The organism is Streptomyces sp. NPDC023481 (genome assembly GCF_055560195.1).
Genome location: NZ_JBVHJE010000008.1, coordinates 65,069 through 85,770, shown reverse-complemented (window position 1 = coordinate 85,770; position 20,702 = coordinate 65,069). Strand labels below are relative to the sequence as shown.

12 protein-coding genes and 1 pseudogene are annotated in these 20,702 nt (G+C 72.8%); 11 read left to right on the top strand and 2 right to left on the bottom strand.

Features of this window, described 5'->3' with window-relative positions:
- Positions 1 to 393: 393 nt before the first annotated feature.
- The gene (gabT, locus tag ACZ3ZD_RS17765; RefSeq protein ID WP_467398013.1) at positions 394 to 1,728 is read right to left on the bottom strand and encodes a 4-aminobutyrate--2-oxoglutarate transaminase; all 1,335 of its coding nucleotides are present in this window, start codon (positions 1,726 to 1,728) and stop codon (positions 394 to 396) included.
- A 291-nt stretch (positions 1,729 to 2,019) separates the two neighbouring features.
- Between gabT and ACZ3ZD_RS17760 the strand changes: the two genes are divergently transcribed.
- From ACZ3ZD_RS17760 to ACZ3ZD_RS17735, 6 genes and pseudogenes are all read left to right on the top strand, one after another.
- Positions 2,020 to 4,158: an ATP-binding protein gene (locus ACZ3ZD_RS17760; protein WP_467398011.1), complete on the top strand. Its 2,139-nt coding sequence runs from the start codon at positions 2,020 to 2,022 to the stop codon at positions 4,156 to 4,158.
- A 108-nt stretch (positions 4,159 to 4,266) separates the two neighbouring features.
- Positions 4,267 to 5,844 (top strand): PucR family transcriptional regulator, encoded by a 1,578-nt coding sequence (locus tag ACZ3ZD_RS17755; RefSeq protein WP_467398010.1) that lies wholly within the window; start codon positions 4,267 to 4,269, stop codon positions 5,842 to 5,844.
- A 145-nt stretch (positions 5,845 to 5,989) separates the two neighbouring features.
- Entirely contained in the window at positions 5,990 to 7,435 is a 1,446-nt protein-coding gene (locus tag ACZ3ZD_RS17750) for an aldehyde dehydrogenase family protein (protein ID WP_467398008.1), read from the top strand.
- Between the two features lie 143 nt (positions 7,436 to 7,578).
- Positions 7,579 to 7,854, top strand: coding sequence for a hypothetical protein (locus ACZ3ZD_RS17745; protein WP_467398007.1), 276 nt, complete (start codon positions 7,579 to 7,581; stop codon positions 7,852 to 7,854).
- Positions 7,855 to 8,170: 316 nt separating this feature from the next.
- A complete protein-coding gene (locus ACZ3ZD_RS17740) occupies positions 8,171 to 8,866 on the top strand; it encodes a hypothetical protein (protein WP_467398005.1) in 696 nt (231 codons plus the stop codon).
- A gap of 461 nt (positions 8,867 to 9,327) precedes the next feature.
- Positions 9,328 to 9,582, top strand: a pseudogene (locus ACZ3ZD_RS17735) (helix-turn-helix domain-containing protein); the annotation flags it as partial.
- Between the two features lie 76 nt (positions 9,583 to 9,658).
- On the opposite strand, the gene ACZ3ZD_RS17730 reads toward ACZ3ZD_RS17735, so the two are convergent.
- Positions 9,659 to 12,493 carry a glycoside hydrolase family 3 C-terminal domain-containing protein gene (locus ACZ3ZD_RS17730; RefSeq protein ID WP_467398004.1) on the bottom strand — a complete coding sequence of 945 codons (2,835 nt, stop codon included), beginning with the start codon at positions 12,491 to 12,493 and terminating at the stop codon, positions 9,659 to 9,661.
- 322 nt (positions 12,494 to 12,815) lie between these two features.
- Between ACZ3ZD_RS17730 and ACZ3ZD_RS17725 the strand changes: the two genes are divergently transcribed.
- From ACZ3ZD_RS17725 to ACZ3ZD_RS17705, 5 genes are read left to right on the top strand one after another with little or no spacing between them, the layout of a single operon-like run.
- On the top strand, positions 12,816 to 14,513 hold the full coding sequence (locus ACZ3ZD_RS17725; RefSeq protein ID WP_467398003.1) for an extracellular solute-binding protein: 1,698 nt from the start codon (positions 12,816 to 12,818) through the stop codon (positions 14,511 to 14,513).
- Positions 14,514 to 14,540: 27 nt separating this feature from the next.
- Positions 14,541 to 15,575 carry an ABC transporter permease gene (locus ACZ3ZD_RS17720; RefSeq protein ID WP_467398001.1) on the top strand — a complete coding sequence of 345 codons (1,035 nt, stop codon included), beginning with the start codon at positions 14,541 to 14,543 and terminating at the stop codon, positions 15,573 to 15,575.
- Positions 15,572 to 16,507, top strand: a complete 936-nt coding sequence (locus ACZ3ZD_RS17715; RefSeq protein WP_467398000.1) for a carbohydrate ABC transporter permease — start codon at positions 15,572 to 15,574, stop codon at positions 16,505 to 16,507. Before ACZ3ZD_RS17720 ends, ACZ3ZD_RS17715 begins: the two co-directional genes overlap by 4 nt.
- Positions 16,504 to 18,483: a beta-galactosidase gene (locus ACZ3ZD_RS17710; protein WP_467397998.1), complete on the top strand. Its 1,980-nt coding sequence runs from the start codon at positions 16,504 to 16,506 to the stop codon at positions 18,481 to 18,483. The genes ACZ3ZD_RS17715 and ACZ3ZD_RS17710 overlap by 4 nt, the downstream gene beginning before the upstream one ends.
- Positions 18,480 to 20,675, top strand: a complete 2,196-nt coding sequence (locus ACZ3ZD_RS17705; protein WP_467397997.1) for a glycosyl hydrolase family 95 catalytic domain-containing protein — start codon at positions 18,480 to 18,482, stop codon at positions 20,673 to 20,675. Before ACZ3ZD_RS17710 ends, ACZ3ZD_RS17705 begins: the two co-directional genes overlap by 4 nt.
- Positions 20,676 to 20,702: the final 27 nt, after the last annotated feature.

Here is a 20,702-nt window from a genome sequence, read left to right as displayed (position 1 = left end):
CGGTCGACACGGCGCCCAGCTTGGCAGACGTACCCCGGGAGGCGGGGAAGGAGGTCGGCCGCCCCGGAACAGGGGGGGTGGTTCCGGGGCGGCCGTCCGGACCGGAACGTCGCGCGCCCCGGGGGGTTTGGGGCGGCGACCGTCCGATCGGTGAGGAGATCCCGGCGTCAGGCGCCGGTTGTGTGCGCGAGGGCACGACCAGGTCGAAGCTGGGGAGGCCCCGGCCCGGCGTCCGTCCACAGTCCCCTGTGGGCGGGTGTATCTCTCATCTCAGGAGAGAACCTACGGCAGGCCGGGGCGCTTGGGCAGCCGCAACCGGCACCCGCCATCCACCCCGCACACCTTCTTCACACGGCCTGCCGAGGCGCGCTCCGTCGGGCGCGGACCCGCCGCTCAGATGCGCGCGAAGGCCTGCTCGATGATGTCGAGGCCCTCGTTCAGCAGGTCCTCGCCGATGACCAGCGGGGGCAGGAAGCGGAGCACGTTGCCGTAGGTGCCGCAGGTCAGGACCAGCAGGCCCTCGGCGTGGCAGGCCTTGGCGAGCGCGGCGGTGGCCTCCGGGTTCGGCTCCTTGGTGGCGCGGTCCTTGACCAGCTCGACGGCGATCATGGCACCGCGTCCGCGCACGTCGCCGATGATGTCGAACTTCTCGGCCATGGCGGTGAGGCGGCCCTTCATGACCTCCTCGATGCGCTTGGCCTTGCCGTTGAGGTCCAGCTCCTTCATCGTCTCGATGGCACCGAGCGCACCGGCGCAGGCGACGGGGTTGCCGCCGTAGGTGCCGCCGAGACCGCCGGCGTGCGCGGCGTCCATGATCTCCGCGCGCCCGGTGACGGCGGCGAGCGGGAGACCGCCGGCGATGCCCTTGGCGGTGGTGATCAGGTCCGGGACGATCCCCTCGTCCTCGCAGGCGAACCACTGGCCGGTGCGGCAGAAGCCGGACTGGATCTCGTCGGCGACGAAGACGATCCCGTTGTCGTTGGCGAACTTCACGATCTCCGGCAGGAAGCCCTTGGCCGGCTCGATGAAGCCGCCCTCGCCGAGGACCGGCTCGATGATGATCGCGGCCACGTTGTCCGGGCCGACCTGCTTGGTGATCTGGTCGATGGCCTGCTTGGCGGCCTCGGGGCCGGCGTTCTCCGGACCGGTCGGCCAGCGGTAGCCGTAGGCGACCGGGACGCGGTACACCTCGGGCGCGAACGGCCCGAAGCCGTGCTTGTACGGCATGTTCTTCGCCGTCAGCGCCATGGTGAGGTTGGTACGGCCGTGGTAGCCGTGGTCGAACACGACGACGGCCTGCCGCTTGGTGTACGCCCGGGCGATCTTCACGGCGTTCTCGACGGCCTCGGCGCCGGAGTTGAACAGCGCGGACTTCTTGGCGTGGTCACCCGGGGTCAGCTCGGCCAGCGCCTCCGCGACCTCCACGTAGCCCTCGTAGGGGGTGACCATGAAACAGGTGTGGGTGAAGTCGGCGAGCTGGGCGGAGGCCCGGCGCACCACGGCCTCGGCGGAGGCGCCGACGCTCGTCACCGCGATACCGGAACCGAAGTCGATGAGGCGGTTGCCGTCGACGTCCTCGATGATGCCGCCGCCCGCGCGGGTGGTGAACACCGGCAGTACGGAGCCCACGCCCTGCGCGACCACGGCGGTACGGCGGGCCTGCAGCTCCTGCGACTTCGGGCCGGGGATGGCGGTGACGACGCGGCGCTCCTGCGGAAGTGCGGTCATGGGGGGCTCCCTGATGATCTTGCGTACCGGGCGGTCCCGGGCGGTTCCGGGCGGTGCGTTTTCGGACGCATACCTTCTTTTCTCGCAGGCTAAGACCGGTTCCCGGGGGTCGGCATGCTCCATGTGGGCGTTGTCGACGGCCGCCCTTGTCCGCCGTGGACATAGCCCACCCGGGCGGGCCCGGCCCGTTACGGCCACGTAAGCGGTGAACTCCCCTTGCCGGGGCGTTAGATTGACTCGCTGATGACGGACGGAACGGCGGACGGACGCGCTGGTCAGGGGGCAAGGTCGATGGACGGCGACAGCACGCGCATGCCACACGGCACCCACACGAACCCCGTACCACGGCCTGCCGCGCCGCCGGGGGGCGTGGAGATCCCGCCCATGCCGCCCGGGATGCCGCCGGTGCCGCCCGGAGCGCCGCCGAAACCGGACGGCTCCCCCTTCCTCACCTGGCTGCGGACCCCCCGCCCGCAGGCCGCGCCGGGCGTGTGGCGCTTCGGGTACCGCCCCCGGCCCGAGCAGGAGCCCGAGCAGATCCCGGCCCGGCAGCTGATCAGCGGCGCGCTGATCGCCTTCCTCGTGGGCTGGCTGGTGTGGTCCCTGCTGTGGAACGGCTACCTGGGCGGCTGGTGGGTGCTGCCCCTGGAGCTGTTCACGCCCGACTCCTGGCGCCAGGGCAACGACCGCGTCGGCAACGCGCTCCTCTGGTACTCGTACTACACCGTCATCGCCCTCGCCATCGTGCTGGTCGTCGGCCGCCTCGGCCGCTGGGGCGAGGTGTGGCGCCGCTACGGGCCGCCCGCCTGGCGCCCCGCCGCGCCCGTGGCGGCGCCCCCGCCCGCCCCCGACCACGACCCCGCCGAATGGCCCCAGCTGCGGCAGGCCGGGGCGTACGAGGCCGCCGAGCGGCTCGCCGCCGAGGCGAGGGCCGGGCTCATGCGGGACGTGGACCACGCGCGGATCAGCCGGGCCTGGCAGAGCGTACGGTCCGGCCGGCACAGCCTCGCCGGCTTCACCGGCGCCGTGCTCCAGGACGGCGCCGCCGCCTGCCCGCACCCCTCGGGCGACCGCGACCTGCCCGCCCGGTACGCCCGGCACGACCTGCTCACCGGCCAGGTCCGGCTCGGCACCACCGCCGACGACCCCCGCAACCCCTACCACTACCGCGGCGCCGGCCTCGCCCTCGGCCCCGAGCTGCTCGCCACCTCGCTGGTCGCCGTCGGTCCGGCCGGCTCCGGCAAGACCGGCGGCCTGGTCCGGCCGCTCGCCGAGTCCCTGTGCCTGCACGCCCTGGCCGGCCGGGCGGCGGTCGTGGTGGTCGGCGCCGCGGGCGCCGGCCTCGGCCCGGCGGAGGCCTACGACGTCGTCGTCCGCGTCGGCCACCCCGACTCCGCCCACGACCTCGACCTCTACGGCGGCACCACCGACCCCGACGAGGCCGCCGCCATACTCGCCGAGGCCCTCGTCGGCGACCTAGCCGACCCGCACCCGGGCAGCGACAGCCGCCGCTCCACCACCGTCCTCGCCCAGCTGCTCGGCCCCTTCAGCGCCGTCCACGACCGCTTTCCCTCCGTGCCGGAGCTGCGGCAGCTGCTCGACGGCGCCCCCGGCCCGCTGGCCGCGCTGCGCAAGGGGCTGACCGACACCGGGCACGCCTCGCTGCTCAGGGAACTCGACGCCCGGGAGCGGCAGATGGCCCACCCGGGCGACGTCGGCGCCGTCCTCGCCGACCGGATCGCCCTGCTCGACCGGCCCGCCTTCGCCGGCTTCTTCGACACCTCCGGGCAGAGCCGGCCCTTCTCGCTGCGCGCCCTCGACCATCCGGTACGGGTCCGCATCGACCTGCCCCAGCGGGGCCACGCCGACGCCTCCCGGATCCTGGCCCGGCTGGTGCTCGCCCAGTTCACGGCCTCCGTGACGGCACGGGAGGACCGGTCGCTGTTCGCCTGCCTGCTGCTCGACGACGCCACTGGGGTCGTCACGCCGGAGGCCGTGCGCGGCATCCAGCGGCTGCGCAGCGGCAACGCCGGCACGGTGCTCACACTGCGCACCCTGGACGACGTGCCCCGGCCGCTGCGCGGCCCGCTGCTCGGCGCCACGGGCTGCCGGGTGGCGCTGTCCGGGCTCACCCCCTGGGACGGGCAGGACTTCGCCGAGGTGTGGGGCAAGGAGTGGACCGAGACCCGGGACGTCACCGACCGGCAGATCATCGCCGAGACTCCGGCCGGCAAGGCCGTGCACATGCTGCGGCGGGTCATCACCGGGCAGGCGCCCACCGCGCGCGCCGTCACCGTGCGCCAGGTGGAGCGGGAGCGGTGGTCGGCCTCCGAGTTGGCTCACGGGGTGCCGCCGGGGCATGCCGTGGTGTCGTTGACCACCGTGCAGGGCGAGCACGCGCCGCCGTTGCTGGTGGATCTGCGGGGGTGAGCGGCGGGCGGGGGCTCGTACGGTGAGGCAGAATCGGGCTGTGCCGTTCATACACGGCGGCCAAAAGATCACCGGGATCGCCGCGATCTCCCTCACCGTGAAGGCCCCATGCCCCCGACTCTCGCCTCGCTCGTCCACCACTCCGCGCTCAAGCTGGCCGTGCGCGCGGGCGAGGACCGCCTGGACGTACCCGTCCGCTGGGCGCACGTCAGCGAGCTGGCCGACCCCGTGCCCTACATGGAGGGCGGCGAGCTGCTCCTGATCACCGCGCTCAAACTGGACGCGGAGGACCCGGAGGCCATGCGGCGGTACGTACGGCGCCTCGTCGGGGCGGGAGTGGTCGGTCTCGGTTTCGCCGTCGGCGTCAACTACGAGGAGATCCCCGAGGCCCTCGTCGACGCCTGCGCCGAGGAGGGCCTGCCGCTGCTGGAGGTCCCCCGCCGCACCCCCTTCCTCGCCATCAGCAAGGCCGTCTCCGCCGCGATCGCCGCCGACCAGTACCGCGCGGTCACCGCGGGCTTCGCCGTCCAGCGCGAGCTGACCCGGCAGGCGCTGAATGCCGGCCCCGAGGGCGTGCTCGCCGTGCTCGCCACCCAGGTCGACGGCTGGGCGGCGCTGTACGACGCCTCGGGCGCCGTCGTCGCCGCCGCGCCCGACTGGGCCGGCCGCCGCGCCGCCCGGCTCACCGCCGAGGTGGAGCGGCTGCGGGAGCGGCCCGCCCCCGCGTCCTCCGTCGTCGGCGGCCCCGAGCACGAGGACCGGGTGGAGCTGCACAGCCTCGGCACCGGCCGCCGCCCGCGCGCCGCGCTCGCCGTGGGGACGGCCGCCGCGCTCGGCACCGCCGAGCGGTACGCCGTGCACTCGGCCATCGCCCTGCTCACCCTCACCACCGAACGCTCCCGTTCCCTGTACGCGGCCGAACAGCGCCTCGGCACGGCGGTGCTGCGCATGCTCCTGGCGGGCGAGCCCGACCATGCCCGGGCCGTCGCCGGGGACCTGTACGGCGGGCTGCTGGACGCCCCGTTCCGGATGATCGTCGCCGAGTCGGAGCCGGGCGCGCCGGGCGAACCGCTGGGGCAGCTCGCGGAGGCGGTGGAGTCCGCGGCGGCGCGGGCCGGGGAGGCCGTACTGGTCGTTCCGGAGGGGGAGCGGCTGGTGGTGCTGGCCGCCGACGGGGGAGCGGCGGTGGCCGCGTGCGCGGCGTTCGCGGCGTCGCGGGAGGCGGACCGGGCGGTGTCCGAGCAGGGCCGGACGGAGGAGGACGCGCTGGTCGTCGGCCTGTCGGCGCCCGCCGGGCCGATCGCGGCGGCGGCCGCGTACAAGCAGGCCGAGCAGGCGCTGTCGGTGGCGCGGCGGCGTGGCCGGGTGTTCGTGGAGCACGAGCAGCTGGCCGCCGGGTCCGTGCTGCCGCTGCTGGCCGACGACGCGGTGAAGGCCTTCGCCGACGGGCTGCTGCGGGCGCTGCACGAGCATGACGCGACGGGCCGGGGTGACCTGGTCGCCTCGCTGCGCGCGTGGCTGTCACGGCACGGGCAGTGGGACGCGGCCGCTGCCGACCTGGGGGTCCACCGGCACACCCTGCGCTACCGGATGCGGCGCGTCGAGGAGATCCTGGGGCGCAGCCTGGACGACCCGGACGTGCGGATGGAGCTGTGGCTGGCCCTCAAGGCGACCTCCGCCGAGTAGCCCCGCCGGCCGAGTAGTCCAAACAGTAGTGCCCGGTCCGCGCACTGCTACGACTCGGACAAACGCCCCCCGGCGGCCCCCGACCTACCGTGGACCACACAAGCCAAGCAGCACACCCCCAACGCGGAAGGGCCGGGACTCGTACATGACTTCCACCCATGCCTTCTGGCTCGCCGGCCGCCAGGTCACCGGCGAGGACACCTTCGACGTCACCTCCCCGTGGGACGGTCGGCTCGTCGGCAAGGTCGGCGTGCCGACCGATGCCCAGGTCGAGGAGGCCGTGGCCGCCGCGTACGCCGTCCGGGACGAGTTCGCCGCCACCCCGGCGCACGTCCGCGCCGCCGCCCTCGACCACGTCAGCAAGCGGCTGGCCGAGCGCACCGAGGAGATCGCCCGGCTGATCTCCGCCGAGAACGGCAAGCCGGTCAAGTGGGCCCGCGGCGAGGTCGGCCGCGCGGTCTCGGTGTTCCGGTTCGCCGCCGAGGAGGCCCGCCGGTTCAACGGCGGCGAGGCCCAGCGGCTCGACACGGACGCCGGCGGCCAGGGCCGGCTCGCGCTCACCCGCCGCTTCCCGAAGGGGGTCGTGCTCGGCATCGCGCCGTTCAACTTCCCGCTGAACCTGTGCGCCCACAAGGTCGCCCCGGCGATCGCCGCCGGCGCCCCGATCATCCTGAAGCCGGCCCCGGCCACCCCGCTGTCCGGCCTGATCCTCGGTGACCTGCTCGCCGAGACCGACCTGCCGGCCGGGTCGTGGAGCATCCTGCCGGTGCCGAACGACAAGATGCCCGCCCTCGTCCAGGACGAGCGGCTGCCGGTCATCTCCTTCACGGGTTCCGAGAAGGTCGGCTACGCGATCATGGACTCGGTGCCGCGCAAGCACTGCACGCTGGAGCTGGGCGGCAACGGCGCCGCGGTCGTCCTCGGCGACTACGCCTCCGACGCCGACCTGGACTGGGCCGCGACCCGCATCGCGACCTTCTCCAACTACCAGGGCGGCCAGTCCTGCATCTCGGTGCAGCGCGTCATCGCGGACGCCTCCGTCTACGACCGCCTGCTGCCCCGCGTCGTCGCCGCCGTCGAGGCCCAGGTCACCGGCGACCCCACCGACGACAAGACCGACGTCGGCCCGCTGGTCAGCGAGGACGCCGCCCGGCGCGTCGAGGCGTGGGTGAAGGAGGCCGTCGAGGCCGGCGCCACGCTGCTCACCGGCGGCGACCGCGACGGTGCCTCGTACGCGCCGACCGTGCTCACCGACGTACCGGCGGACGCGACGCTCGCCTGCGAGGAGGTCTTCGGACCGGTCCTCACCGTGCAGAAGGTGGACGGCGAGGCCGAGGCGTTCGCCGCGGTCAACGACTCCAAGTACGGCCTCCAGGCGGGCGTGTTCACCCACGACCTCCAGGCCGCCTTCCGCGCCCACCGCGCCCTGGAGGTCGGCGGTGTGGTGATCGGCGACGTCCCGTCCTACCGCGCCGACCAGATGCCGTACGGCGGTGCCAAGCAGTCCGGCGTGGGCCGCGAGGGCGTGCGGTACGCGATGGAGGACTACACCTACGAGCGCGTGCTGGTCCTCACCGGTCTCGCGCTCTGACCTGCCACGGACAGGTCGGAAGACGGAACGGCCGCAGCCCACTGTGCGGGGGCTGCGGCCGTTTCTGTTTCCTCGGCTCTGACCTGTAACGACGCGTCATTTCTGGCTTAATCTCGGAGGCTTACGGGAACACCCCGTTGCTCGTGCAGCCGATCGCGCCCACGGACGTGGCGGATGTCTTCGCCGGGATCGCCACGGGCGCGCCGCAGGGACGTTACCTCGATGTCGCACGCCCCGAGCCGCAGGACTTGGTGGACATGGCCCGGCGAACCGACGACGGGCGCGGCCACGCAGTGAAACGTGTACCGACGTGGTCGTGGGTGCTCGGCGTGGACATGACCGGAGACGTCCTGCTGCCCGGTGAGGGCGCCCGCATCGCGGCGATCACTTTCGACGAGTGGCTCGCGCGGCAGCGGTGAGCGAACGGGCAGAGTCCCCGCCCGGGCCTCGGAGCGCCCAGTCGGCCGGGCACGGCCACCGCTGCACCAGGCTGGCGTACTGCAGTCAGCTTCGCCATCGGCCCCTTCCTCGTCCCTGCGGGAGCCGTCGATCTTCGTTGCACACCGGTGACATCCCCCGAACACCATGGCGACTCAAGACTGAAAGGCTTTGGCCATCGCTCACCACGGAGACGGCCGCAAACGGTGGGGAAACGCCCCGCCAAGGGGAGGCCGACACGATCCGGGGCGATGCAGACCACTGGACAGACCAGCCGTAATACTGGGGGAAATCGACATGCACAAGCGCATCACTTCGCGCATCGCCGCGTCCGCGGCCGCCGCAGCCGTGGCGTTGGGGGCGGCCGCCACGTTGGCGCCCGCCGCCCAGGCAGCCACCCCGGCCGCCCGGACCGCGCACACCTCGCCGTGGCTGTCCGGCGCCGAGCTGCCGCTCGCGTCCACATTCCACTGGAAGGCGGAGCCGAGCACCCGTCAGACCAGCACCGGACCCTGGCAGGCGCTGTATTCCTGCGAATTCAGCGACCCGGAGCAGCTGCACGTCACCTCGGTCACGGGAATGCAGTTCCAGGGCGTGGACCGGCACGTGCAGGCAAGCCAGGCGCTCTTCCACTTCAAGGACAGCGCCACCGCGCGCAAGGCGCTGAGCGCCATCGAGCACGACTACGCCGGGTGCGCCAAGCACCTCAACAGCGGCCACCCGATCGACATCGACTCTGGCAAGCCGGACCACTGGACGCTGACCCGGACCGCGACCCGTGCCGACGGCGCCGCCTACCGCCTGGTCGGCCGCGACTCGGCCGGCAAGCCCGCCTCCGCTCCCGATCTGTCCTCGGACAGCCAGGAGCTCTTCGTCCAGCATGGCGCCACCATCTCCATGCTCGGCCTCTACGCCCTGAACGGGAAGATCGACAACGTCTCCGGAGCCGCGTCGGCGCTGCGTGCCATGTCCTACCGGCTCAGCCACGCCTGATGTCAAAACGGCTCTTCCGTGTCCGGTAGCGACGGCACGGCAGGGCACACCCGGGGTGTGACCGCCGCCAGCGGTCACACCCCGCGGCCCGCACCGACCACCTGCTCGTCGCGGCGTACTGGCGCACCGACTTGAGGGGAGGAGTCCGGTGCGAAGGCGAGATCGTTCCCGACCATCCGGTCGCCGACGGCATGCACTCCGCCGTCGTCCGTGCGGTCGAGCCCGTCGGCGCCCGGGCCGGTTCCACTTCCGCGGACGGCGCCTGTTGCGGCGTCACCGCGTGTTGCAGCCCCACGGAGGAGGCGACGGACCCGTCGACCACCGTGGCGCGGGCCAGGGCCGCTTCGGGATGCGCCTGCCAGAGCTGACCCGCCTCTGCCCGGTTCGTGACGGACGTGAGTGCGCCCCCGGCCGACCTTCCGTTCCAGCGGTCGTTGCAACACCCCAGTTCAAGGGGTGCGATGGACTTCGAGATCCGCAGGGACAGACGTGGTGGGGGCGGCCGTCGACTGACGCGTGAGCGGGAGGTATATCTCCAGCTCATGCAGCAGGGCTACAGCAGCAGAGAGGCGTGCCGCATCGTCGGCATCAACCTGCGGACCGGCAAGCGGTGGCGCAACGGCTGGCACTCTCCGCCGACGGGGAAGCCGAAGCCTCCCATCACCGTGGAGGCTCCGGCTTCCGAGCCGTCGCGGTACCTCCGCGAGGCCGACCGGCCGCCTGCGACCCACAACCGTTGCTGACCGGCAGGAGCGGCCGTAGCCGTTCCCACTCGGCGCTTCTCGCGGGCCCTCAGCCCGAGAAGCCGAGGTGCGCGAGCCGTAGCGGGCCGCGCAGCCGGAGGTGGACGTCGTGGACGCCCTCGGTGACCAGGCGGGCGGTCAGGGTGGTGTACGTGTAGGCGTCCGCAGTGGGGGTGTCCAGGGTGAGGGCCGCCACCACCGGGCCGCCGTCCAGGGCCAGTTCCAGCGTGCCCTCGCCCGCCGCCTCCGCGGTCACCTCGCGCACGCCCGCCCCGAAGTCGCAGGCACGGTAGACCAGTTCGGCCGCCTGGTCCCGGGCCGGGGTCACCGCGTCGCCCGCCGTCCGCGTCCGGTCCACGAGCGCGGCACCGGACTGCTCGTCGAAGTCGGCGCTCGGCAGGCCGCGTTGCAGCACCGCACGGGGCGCCGGGTCCGGACCGTCGAGGTGCACGGTGGTCCGCAGCCGCACGTCCTCGCTGGAGGCGCCCACCAGGAGGTCGTACGGGCCCCGCTCCAGACGCCAGCCGCCCCGTCGTACGTCCCAGAACTCCAGCGCGGTGAGCGGGACTTCGAAGGAGACGGCGGCCGTCTCGCCGGGCGTCAGGGTGATCCGGCGGTGCTCCAGCAGCTCGCGGCGCGGCCGGGGCACCGAGGGGTCCACCGCCCGGCCGTAGAGCTGGACCACCTCGTCCGCCGTCCGCTCTCCGGTGTTCGTGACCGTACAGCTCACCAGCAGCGAGTCGGACCCCACCCGGGTCACCAGACCGGCGTACCGGAAGGACGCGTACGACAGGCCGTGGCCGAACGGGAACAGCGGGGTGCCCTCGAAGTAGAGGTAGGTCTGGCGGCCGCCGATCACGTCGTAGTCGAGCAGGTCGGGCAGGTCGGCGTCGGAGGCGTACCAGGTCTGGGGCAGCCGGCCGGCCGGTGAGACGTCTCCGGCCAGCACCCGGGCCAGGGCCGTGCCCGCCGCCTGGCCGCCGTGCGCGGTCCACAGCGCGGCCGGCACCCGGGCGGTGTCCACCGCGTACGGGTAGGCCGAGACCAGCGCCAGGACGGTGCGCGGGTTGGCGGCGCGGGCCACGCGCAGCAGCCGCTGCTGGTGCTCGGGCAGCAGCAGGGTCGTACGGTCCTCGGTCTCGCGGCCGTTGATGTGCGGGTCGTTGCCCGCCACCACCAGGACGACGTCCGCCGCGGCCGCCGCCCGGGCCACGGCGTCCTCGCCCCGCTCGACCATGACCACCTCGAAGACGTCGCCCGCCTCGGCAACCTTCACCCCGTCGGCGGCGACCCGCACATGGCGGCCCGTGCCCAGATGCCGGAGGAGGTGACCGCCGCGGTGCGGTTCGAGACGGAAGGTCTCCTGGACGACCCAGCCACCGGGCTGGTCGGCGGAGGCGCGCAGGTAGCCGTCCTCGGCGACGGAGAGGTAGCGGCCGTCGGGGGCGCGCAGGGTCAGCACCCCCTCGCCCCAGTCGGCCAGCGCGAACTCGGTGCCGGCCGCGTCGGCGGTCAGCGGCGGCAGATCGGTGCGGCCCGACAGCAGCGCGGGGTCCAGTGCGCCCTCGGCGCCGCGCGCCAGGTCGGGGGCGTCCGCCGCCGGCACGGACAGGTAGGCGCCCGCCGCCGTCCGCAGCCGTACCCGGTCCACGCCCTCCGCGAACTCCACGCCCCGCGCGCCGAACCGCTCGTACAGGCCCTCCAGGGGGGTGGAGCGGTGCAGCAGGGTGCCGCTGTACCAGTCGAGTTTGCACTCGTCGGCGAGCAGGCCGACGACCGCGATCCGGGTGTCCGGGGCGAGCGGCAGCAGGCCGTCGTCGTTCTTCAGCAGCACGATGGCCTGCTCGGCGGCCTCCCGGGCGAGCGCCCGGTGGGCGGGGGTGTCGAACTCACCGGTGGCCGCGTGCGGGTCGTAGCGCGGGTCGAACTCGCCGAGCCGGAAGCGCACGGAGAGCTGGCGGCGGACCGCCGCGTCGAGGTCGGCCTCGGTCAGCAGGCCCTGCTCGACGGCCCCCCGGACCCGCGCGGTGATCAGCGAGGAGTCCGTGCCGTGGTCGGTGAAGCTGTCCACGCCGGCCAGCAGGGCCGCGGCGGTGGCCTCCTCGTGGGTGGCGTAGTAGTGCTCGGCGTCGACCAGGTTGGACGGCGCGCCCGCGTCCGAGCAGACCAGCAGTTCCTCGTCGGTCCAGGTGCGCAGGTGCTCGCGCAGGTAGGGGGAGACGTGGTTGGGGCGGCCGTTGACCAGGTTGTAGGCGGGCATCACCCCGGCCACCGCGCCGGCCTCGACCGTGTCCCGGAAGGCGCGCAGGTCGTACTCGTGCAGCACCCGCGGGCGCACGGAGGCCGACGAGGTGGCCCGGTCGGTCTCGTTGTTGTGCGCCAGCCAGTGCTTGAGCACGGGCGCGGTGCGCCAGTACCGGGGGTGGTCGCCGCGCAGGCCGTGCGTGTACGCCGTGGCGATGGCCGAGGTCAGCTTCGGGTCCTCCGCGTAGCCCTCCTCGTTGCGGCCCCACAGCGGGTGGCGCAGCAGGTTGACCGTCGGCGACCAGACGTTGAGGCCGACCCGCTCGTCCCGGGTGCGCATCGCCCGGATCTCCTTGGACACGGCCTCCCCGATCCGCCGCACCAGGTCCGGGTTCCAGGTCGCGCCCAGGCCGACCGCCTGCGGGAACACGGTCGCCGGGCCCATCCAGGCCACGCCGTGCAGGGCCTCCTGGCCGGTGCGCCAGGCGGCGATGCCGAGCCGCTGCACGGCGGGCGTGTACTGGTGCACGAAGGAGATCTTCTCGTCCAGGGTCAGCCGCGCCAGCAGGTCGTCGACGCGCTTCGCGAACGGCAGGTGCGGATCACGGAACGGCGGGGTGGACGGCGAGTCAACGGTCACGAGTGGTTCCCCTTGCGTGGAGCGGCGCGGCCCTTTCGAAGCGCTTCGATGCTGGTTCGACCGGGGCGCGGTGTCAAGGTCCCCTGCCCGAACGGGAGGGACTCCACCGTTCTCGGACCGGGAGCAACCCACGGCTCCCCGCCCGAGGAATCTTGGGAACGACCCTTGTGCGCCCCCAGGTGTTCACTTAACCTCGCAGCAACATCGAAGCGCTTCGACTGCACTCCTCGCAGACGCGCTTCCGCTCGGCCGGATCCACTGAAGACACCGCAGCCGACGGCCCACCGCCGGGTGTCCTGGTGCGCCATGAAGGGTTGACGCAATGACGCCGAACGCCGCCTCCCCCGCCCCCGCCGGCAGCAGCCGGAGAAGTTTCCTCGCCTCCACCGCGGTCGCCGCCGCGGCGGTCGCGGGCGGGATGCCGCTGCTCTCCGCCTGCGGCGGCGCGGACAACGGCTCGCGGGACGGCACCACCTCGGGAAAGGACGCCAGGAAGATCCTGCCCACCTACGTGGCCAGCGACGTGGTGAAGCCGGACATCCCGTCCAGGAACGGCTCGGCCATGGGCTTCACGGCCAAGCTCGACGTCGAGACCCTCAAGCCCTCGGTGCCCAGGAAGCTCGGCAAGGGCGGCAGGATCACCGTCATGGCGCCGTTCTGGGGCTCGCCGCCGAAGCAGGGCAACCCCTACTACACGTCGATGAACGACCTGATCGGCGTCGACGTCCAGTGGCGCAACCAGGACGGCAACACCTACGACCAGAAGCTCGGCGCGGTCCTGGCCTCCAGCGACGTACCGGACGTGGTCGTCGTCCCCGGCTGGAACATGATGGGCAAGATACCCAGCGCCATCATCAGCAAGTTCGCCGACCTCGGCCCGTACCTGTCCGGGGACAAGGTCAAGGAGTACCCGAACCTCGCGGCGATCCCGTCGGGTGCCTGGCAGCGTTCCATCTTCGGCGGCAGGCTGATGGGCCTGCCGATGCCCGCCCCCACCGTGGGGAACATCGTGCCCCTCTACCGCCAGGACATATTCGACAAGGAGGGCTACGAGGTCCCGCGCTCCGCCGACGAGTTCATGGCGCTGTGCAAGGACATCACCAACGCCCGGGCCAAGCGGTGGGCCTGCGGTGACATGAAGTGGACCGCGATGAACACCTTCGGGGTGCTCGGGGGCGGGGAGAAGCCGCTCGCCTGGAACATGGTCGACGGCAAGCTGATCAACCGCATCGAGACCCCGGAGTACCTGGAAGCCATCGAGTGGACGCGCAAGCTGTTCGCGGCCGGTTACGTCCACCCGGACTTCCGGATGGGCAAGAGCCAGACCACCGACCCCGCACCCAAGTTCGCGGCCGGCGAGTTCCTCATCTGGAACAACGACATCTCCAACTGGTACGGCCAGCAGGCCTCCCAGGCCACCCAGAACCCCGACTTCAAGGTCTGGGGCATGGACATCTGGAACCACGACGGCGGGGATCCGTCGCTGTTCGCCGTCAACCCGGCCGGCATCTTCGCCTTCGTCAACAAGAAGGCCTCCGAGTCCGTCGTCCACGACGTCCTGGCGGTCGCCAACGTCACCGCGGCGCCGTACGGCACCAAGGAGTGGATGATGACGAACTACGGCGTCGAGGGCACCCACTACACGATCAAGAACGGCGTCCCCGTCAAGAACGACCAGGGCAACAACGAGGTCGTCAACGCCTACGTCATGGTGGCGAGCCCCGCCCCGACCATCGCCCACCCGGACATGCCGGACTACACCAAGGGCATGGTCGCGTGGCAGCAGCGGATGGGCGGCTTCACCAGGAAGTCGTCCTTCTGGGGTCTGCAGATCACCGAGCCCTCCCGCTACACCAACCTCTCCAACGACTTCGAGCAGTTGGAGGACGACATCATCCGCGGGCACAAGAAGATCGGCGACATGCAGCAGGCCGTCTCCGACTGGAAGAGCAAGGGCGGCGACAAGCTGCGCGACTGGTACAGGAAGCTTCTCGACGAGAACGGTCCGGCGGCGAGCTGACCCGGCTCCGAGGCAAGGAGAACAGCCGTGTCCCACAGCACGGTGCCTCGGAGCGGTGCCGAGGCCAGCACCCCGGTGAAGACCCCGGTGACGTCCGCCGGCACCACCGGCGCCCGGGAGGAACGACGCTCGCGGAAGCTGGGCTTCCGGCTCAGGTTCAGACGCGACCGCCTGCTGATCCTCATGACGGTACCGGCCCTCGTGCTGGTCCTGGTCTTCAACTACCTGCCGATCCTCGGCAACGTCGTCGCCTTCCAGGACTACGACCCCTACATCAGCGACAACGGCATCGTCTCCATCCTGCACAGCCCGTTCGTGGGCCTGGAGAACTTCCAGCGGATGTTCGAGGACCCGGCGTTCTGGAACGCGGTCGAGAACACCCTGGTGCTGTTCCTCGTCCAGCTCCTGCTGTTCTTCCCGATCCCCGTCCTGCTCGCGCTGCTCATCAACAGCGTGGTCAGGCCCCGGGTGCGGGCGGTCGCGCAGGCCGTGCTCTACCTGCCGCACTTCTTCTCCTGGGTGCTGGTCATCGCCGTCTTCCAGCAGATGTTCGGCGGCGCCGGGATGCTCTCCCAACTGCTGCGGCAGCACGGGTACGACGGCCTCGACATCATGACCGACCCGAACACCTTCCCGTTCCTGATCACCGCGCAGAGCGTGTGGAAGGACGCCGGGTGGGGGATCATCGTCTTCCTCGCCGCGCTGGCCTCGGTGCCGACCGACCTGTACGAGGCCGCCGCGATGGACGGCGCCGGCCGCTGGCGCCGCATGTGGCACGTCACGCTGCCCGCCCTGCGCCCGGTGATCGCGCTCCTCCTCGTGCTGCGCGTCGGTGACGCCCTGACCGTCGGGTTCGAACAGATCCTGCTGCAACGCGACGGCGTCGGCACGAACGCGGGCGAGGTCCTCGACACCTTCGTGTGGTGGAACGGCGTCCGCAACCAGGACTTCGGCTACGCGGCCGCCGCCGGTCTGATCAAGGGCGTGGTCAGCATCGGCCTCGTCCTCGCCGCGAACAAGGTGGCCCATCTCATGGGCGAGCAGGGGGTGTACAAGAAGTGACCGCCGTCATCGACGAACCGGTGGCCGGGCCGCACCGGTGGGCCGCGCCGCCCCGCCCGGCGTGGGAGGAGGAGCCCTCCCGGGCGGGCCTCGCGGGAAAGGGCATCGCCCTGTCGTTCGCCTGCCTGGCCGTCGTCTTCCCGCTGTGGATCGTGATCGTCACCAGTCTCTCCTCGCGCAGCACCATCGACCGGGCGGGCGGCCTGGTGATCGTGCCCAGGGGCGTCACCTTCGTCGCCTACCGGGAGCTGCTGAGCGGCGGCCAGGTCACCCGCGCCGCGGTCATCAGCATCCTCGTCACCCTGGTCGGCACGGTGTTCTCGATGACGGTGTCCGTCCTGTGCGCCTACGGCCTGTCCCGCACCGGCTCGCTCGGCCACCGCTGGATCCTGATGGGGCTGCTGGCGACGATGTTCTTCAGCGCCGGCCTCATCCCCACCTACCTGCTGGTGCAGTCCCTCGGGCTGACCGACAGCTATCTCGCGCTGATCCTGCCGAGCGCGGTGAGCGTCTTCAACATCCTGGTGCTGCGCGGCTTCTTCATGGGCATCTCGCCGGAACTCGTCGACAGCGCGCGCATCGACGGGGCCGGGGACCTGCGGATCCTCTGGCAGATCGTCATGCCGCTGTCCCGGGCGGTCCTCGCGGTGATCACACTGTTCTACGCCGTCGGGTACTGGAGCGCATGGTTCAACGCCTCGCTCTACCTGAACGACCAGGACATGATGCCGTTGCAGAACGTCATGATCCAGCTGGTGCAGAAACAGGAGGCACCGGTCGGCCTCGGCCAGGCCATCAGGACCGGCCAGCTGTCGGGCCTCGCCATCCAGATGGCCGTCATGGTGATGGCCCTGCTGCCCGTCGCCGTGCTGTCGCCGTTCGTCCAGAAGCACTTCAGGAAGGGGATGCTGACGGGGGCGGTGAAGGGATGACCCGCACGCGACCGAGCCTCGCCGACGCCACCCGGGGCCGTGTCCTCTTCGGCGGCGACTACAACCCCGAGCAGTGGCCGGAGGAGACCTGGCAGGACGACGTCCGGCTGATGAAGGACGCCGGCGTCAACTCCGTCACGCTGGGCGTCTTCTCCTGGGCCCGGCTCGAACCGGAGCCGGGCGCCCGCGACTTCGGCTGGCTGGACCGGCTGATGGACCTGATGCACGCCCACGGCATCGGTGTCGTCCTGGCCACGCCCACCAGCTCCCCGCCGCCCTGGATGGGACGGCTGCACCCGGACACCCTGCCCCGGGACGCCGACGGCCGCATCGAGTGGTGGGGCGGCCGGCAGCACTTCTCGCACTCCAGCGCCACCTACCGCCGGTACGCCGCCGCGATCACCGAGGACCTGGCCGCCCGCTACGCCGGCCACCCGGCCCTCACCCTGTGGCACATCAACAACGAGTACTGCACCTTCGACTACGGCGACGAGGCCGCCGCCGCCTTCCGTGAATGGCTGCGCGCGCGGTACGGCACCCTGGACGCCCTCAACGCGGCCTGGGGCACCGCCTTCTGGAGCCAGGGCTACGACACCTGGGACGGCGTCCTGCCCCCGCGCCACGCCCACTACCTGAAGAACCCCGGCCAGGTGCTGGACTTCCGGCGGTTCACCTCCGACATGCTGCTGGAGTGCTACACCGCCGAGCGGGACATCGTCCGCCGGCACACCCCCCACATCCCGGTCACCACCAACTTCATGCCGCTGTGGGTGGGCCAGGACGGCTGGCGCTGGGCCGAGGAGGAGGACGTCGTCTCCGTCGACCTGTATCCCGATCCGCGCGACCCGCTGGGCGGGCAGCGCGGGGCGCTGGTGCAGGACCTCACCCGCTCGCAGGCGCGCGGACCGTGGCTGCTGATGGAACAGGCCGCCGGGCCGGTCAACTGGCGGGGCGTGAACCACCCCAAGCCGCGCGGACTCAACCGCCTGTGGTCCCTCCAGGCCGTCGCCCGAGGCGCCGACGCCGTCTGCTACTTCCAGTGGCGCCAGTCCCGGCAGGGCGCCGAGAAGTTCCACTCCGGGATGGTCGGCCACGCGGGCGAGGAGGGCCGCACCTTCCAGGAGGTCAAGCGGCTGGGCGCCGAACTCGCCGGCCTGGCGCCCGAGGTGACGGGCACGCGGATCACCGCCGACATCGCGGTGCTGCACGACTGGCACTCCTGGTGGGCCGGCGACCACGAGGGCAGGCTGTCGACGCGGGTCGACCTGCCCGAGGTGCTCACCGCCTGGCACCGGGCCCTGTGGGAGGCCCACCTCACCACCGACTTCGCCCACCCGGAACACGACCTGTCCGGCTACCGGCTCGTCGTCGCCCCCCAGCTGTACCTGCTCACCGACGCCGCCATCGCCAACCTCCTCGCCTACGTCCAGGGCGGCGGCACCCTCGTCTGCGGCTTCCACACCGGTGTCGCCGACGAGGACGACCGGGTGCGGGCCGGCGGTATGGACGCCCGGCTGCGCGAGCTGTTCGGCATCCGCACCCTGCACGAGTGGTGGCCGCTGGAGGCGGGGGAGACCGTGGCGTGCGAGGGGTTCGACGGCACGCTGTGGTCGGAGGAGATCGAGCCGGAGCCCGGCGCCGCCGAGGCCGTGCCGTACCGGGGCGGTGAGCTGGACGGCCTGCCCGCCGTGCTGCGCCGGGGCCGCGCCTGGTACCTCTCCACGCTGCCCGAACCGGCGGCCCTGCGCTCCCTGCTGGCCGGCATCGCCGCCGGGGCGGGGGTGCGGCCGGTGCTGGAGGGGCTCCCGGCGGGCGTGGAGGCGGTGCGCCGCGGTGCGCTGCTGTTCCTGCTCAACCACGGGCGGGAGCCGGTCACCGTGCCGGTGCCGGGCACCCACCGTGAGCTGCTCGCCGGCATGGAGGTCACGGACGCGGTCACGCTCGGCCGGTACGGCGTGGCGGTGCTGCGGCCATGAGCGGTACGCCCGTGCACGGCACCTGGGAGCCGGCCCCGGCCGCCCGCTGGGAGGACGCCTTCCTGAGCGGGAACGGCCACCACGGCGCCCTTGTGTTCGGAGATCCGAACGATGAGCGGGTGGTCGTCACCCACCACACCCTGGTCCGCCCCAACGGCGGCGAGCACGCACGGCCGCCCCGGCTGGCCGCCGCCCTCCCCGCGGTGCAGGACCGGCTGCTCGCCGGCGACCTCACCGCCGCCGAGAGCCTCACCGACGGCCGCCCGCTGCAGTGGGTGCAGCCCTTCCACCCCGCCTTCCAGGTCCGCGTGCGCCGGAGCGCGGACGACGGCCGGTACGTCCGCCGGGCCCTGGACTTCACCAGCGGCGAGGCCACGGCGGTCCACGGCGAGGCCCGCGGCCGGGTCTTCGTCTCCCGCGCGGACGACGTGATCGTGCACGAGGTCACCGGCGGCGGCGACCTCGAGATCCGCCTGGACCACCGGCTGCCCGGCGCCCCGGCCGGTCTCCGCGTCGGCCACGGCACGCTGCTCACCCCCGAGGGTGCCCTGCTGAGCCTGCGCGCCCGCTACCCGGACAGCGACCGCGCCTACACCGGCGTGCCCCTGGTCGCCGTCAGCGGCGGCCGGAGCGAACTCGCCCCGCCCGGCGTCCGCGTCACCGGCGCCCGCTCGGTGCTGCTGCTCACCCGGGTGCGCCGGCACACCGGCGAGACGGACGTGGTCGCCGAGACCCGGCTGCTCCAGGACCTGCTCGACGGCACCGACCGGCCCTACGAGAGCCTCCTCGCCCGGCACCTGGACCGGCACCGCCCCGCCTACCTGCGGGTCGGCCTCGACCTCGGCGCCGACCCGGCCGAACGCGCCCTGCCCGGTTCCGCGCTGCTGACCCGCCCGGACAGCCCGGCCCTGCTGGAGCGGCTCTTCGCCGCAGGCCGTTACCACCTGCTCTCCAGCAGCGGCCTCAACCCGCCCCGGCTCACCGGACTGTGGACCGGCGACTGGGACACCGCCTGGTCGGGCGCGTTCACCACGAACGCCAACCTCAACCTCCAGACCGCCGCCGCGCCCGCCGCCGCCCTGCCCGAGGTCACCGAGGCCCTGGCCGCGCTGGTCGAGCGGCAGCTGCCGGACTGGCGGGCCAACGCCCGCGCGATCTTCGGCACCCGGGGCGTGGTCGCGCCCAGCCACACCGACGGTGAGTCCGGGTACACCTACCACTTCGACCGCGCCTACCCCCACCAGCTGTGGACCGCCGGCGCCGACTGGCTGCTCAAACCCCTGGTGGACCACGACGAGATCCGCGGCGAACAGGACCCGCGCACCGCCGCCGCCCTCGCCGAGGCGGCCCTCTTCCAGGAGGACTTCCTCACCCGCACCGACGCCGACGGCCACCTGGTCGTCGTCCCCTCCTACTCGCCCGAGAACCGCCCCGCGGGCGGCAGCTGGGGTGCGCTCAACGCGGCCATGGACCTCTCCGCCGCCCGCCACACCCTGCTCACCGCCTCCCGCTACCACCCCGAACACGCCGAGCGCTGGCGCGCGTTGGCCGACCGGCTGCCCCCCCACCGGATCAACGCCGACGGCGCCCTCGCGGAATGGGCCTGGCCCGGCCTGGAGGACACCTACGAGCACCGCCACCTCAGCCACCTCTACGGCGTCTGGCCCCTGGAGGAGATCACCCCGTACGACACACCGCGCCTGGCCGCCGCCGCCCACCGGGCGCTCGCCCTGCGCGGCGCCGAGAACGACTCCGCCCACGGCCATCTGCACCAGGCCCTGGTCGCCGCCCGCCTGCGGGACCGGGACCACGCCGCACGGGCCCTGCGCCGGGTCCTGGGCGGCGACTTCTTCCACGCCTCCCTGATGAGCGCCCACTACCCGCGGCGGGACGTCTACAACGCGGACGCCGCGCACACCCTGCCCGGCGTGCTCATCGAAATGCTCGTGCAGTCCACCCCGGACCGGCTGGTCCTGCTGCCCGCCGTCCCGGACGGCTGGCCGCGCGGAGAACTGCGCGGGGTGCGCACCCGGTTCGGCGCCGAGGTCGACCTCGCCTGGGACCCGGACGGCGCCCGGGCCGTCGTACGGCCGGGCCGCACCCGCCGCGTCGAACTGCGGACTTCCTCCGGCGCCGAACCGCTCGACCTCGTCGCCGGAGAAGACCGCGTCCTCACCCTGGGGACGCGGTGACCGGAACAACTCCCCCCACCCATGGAA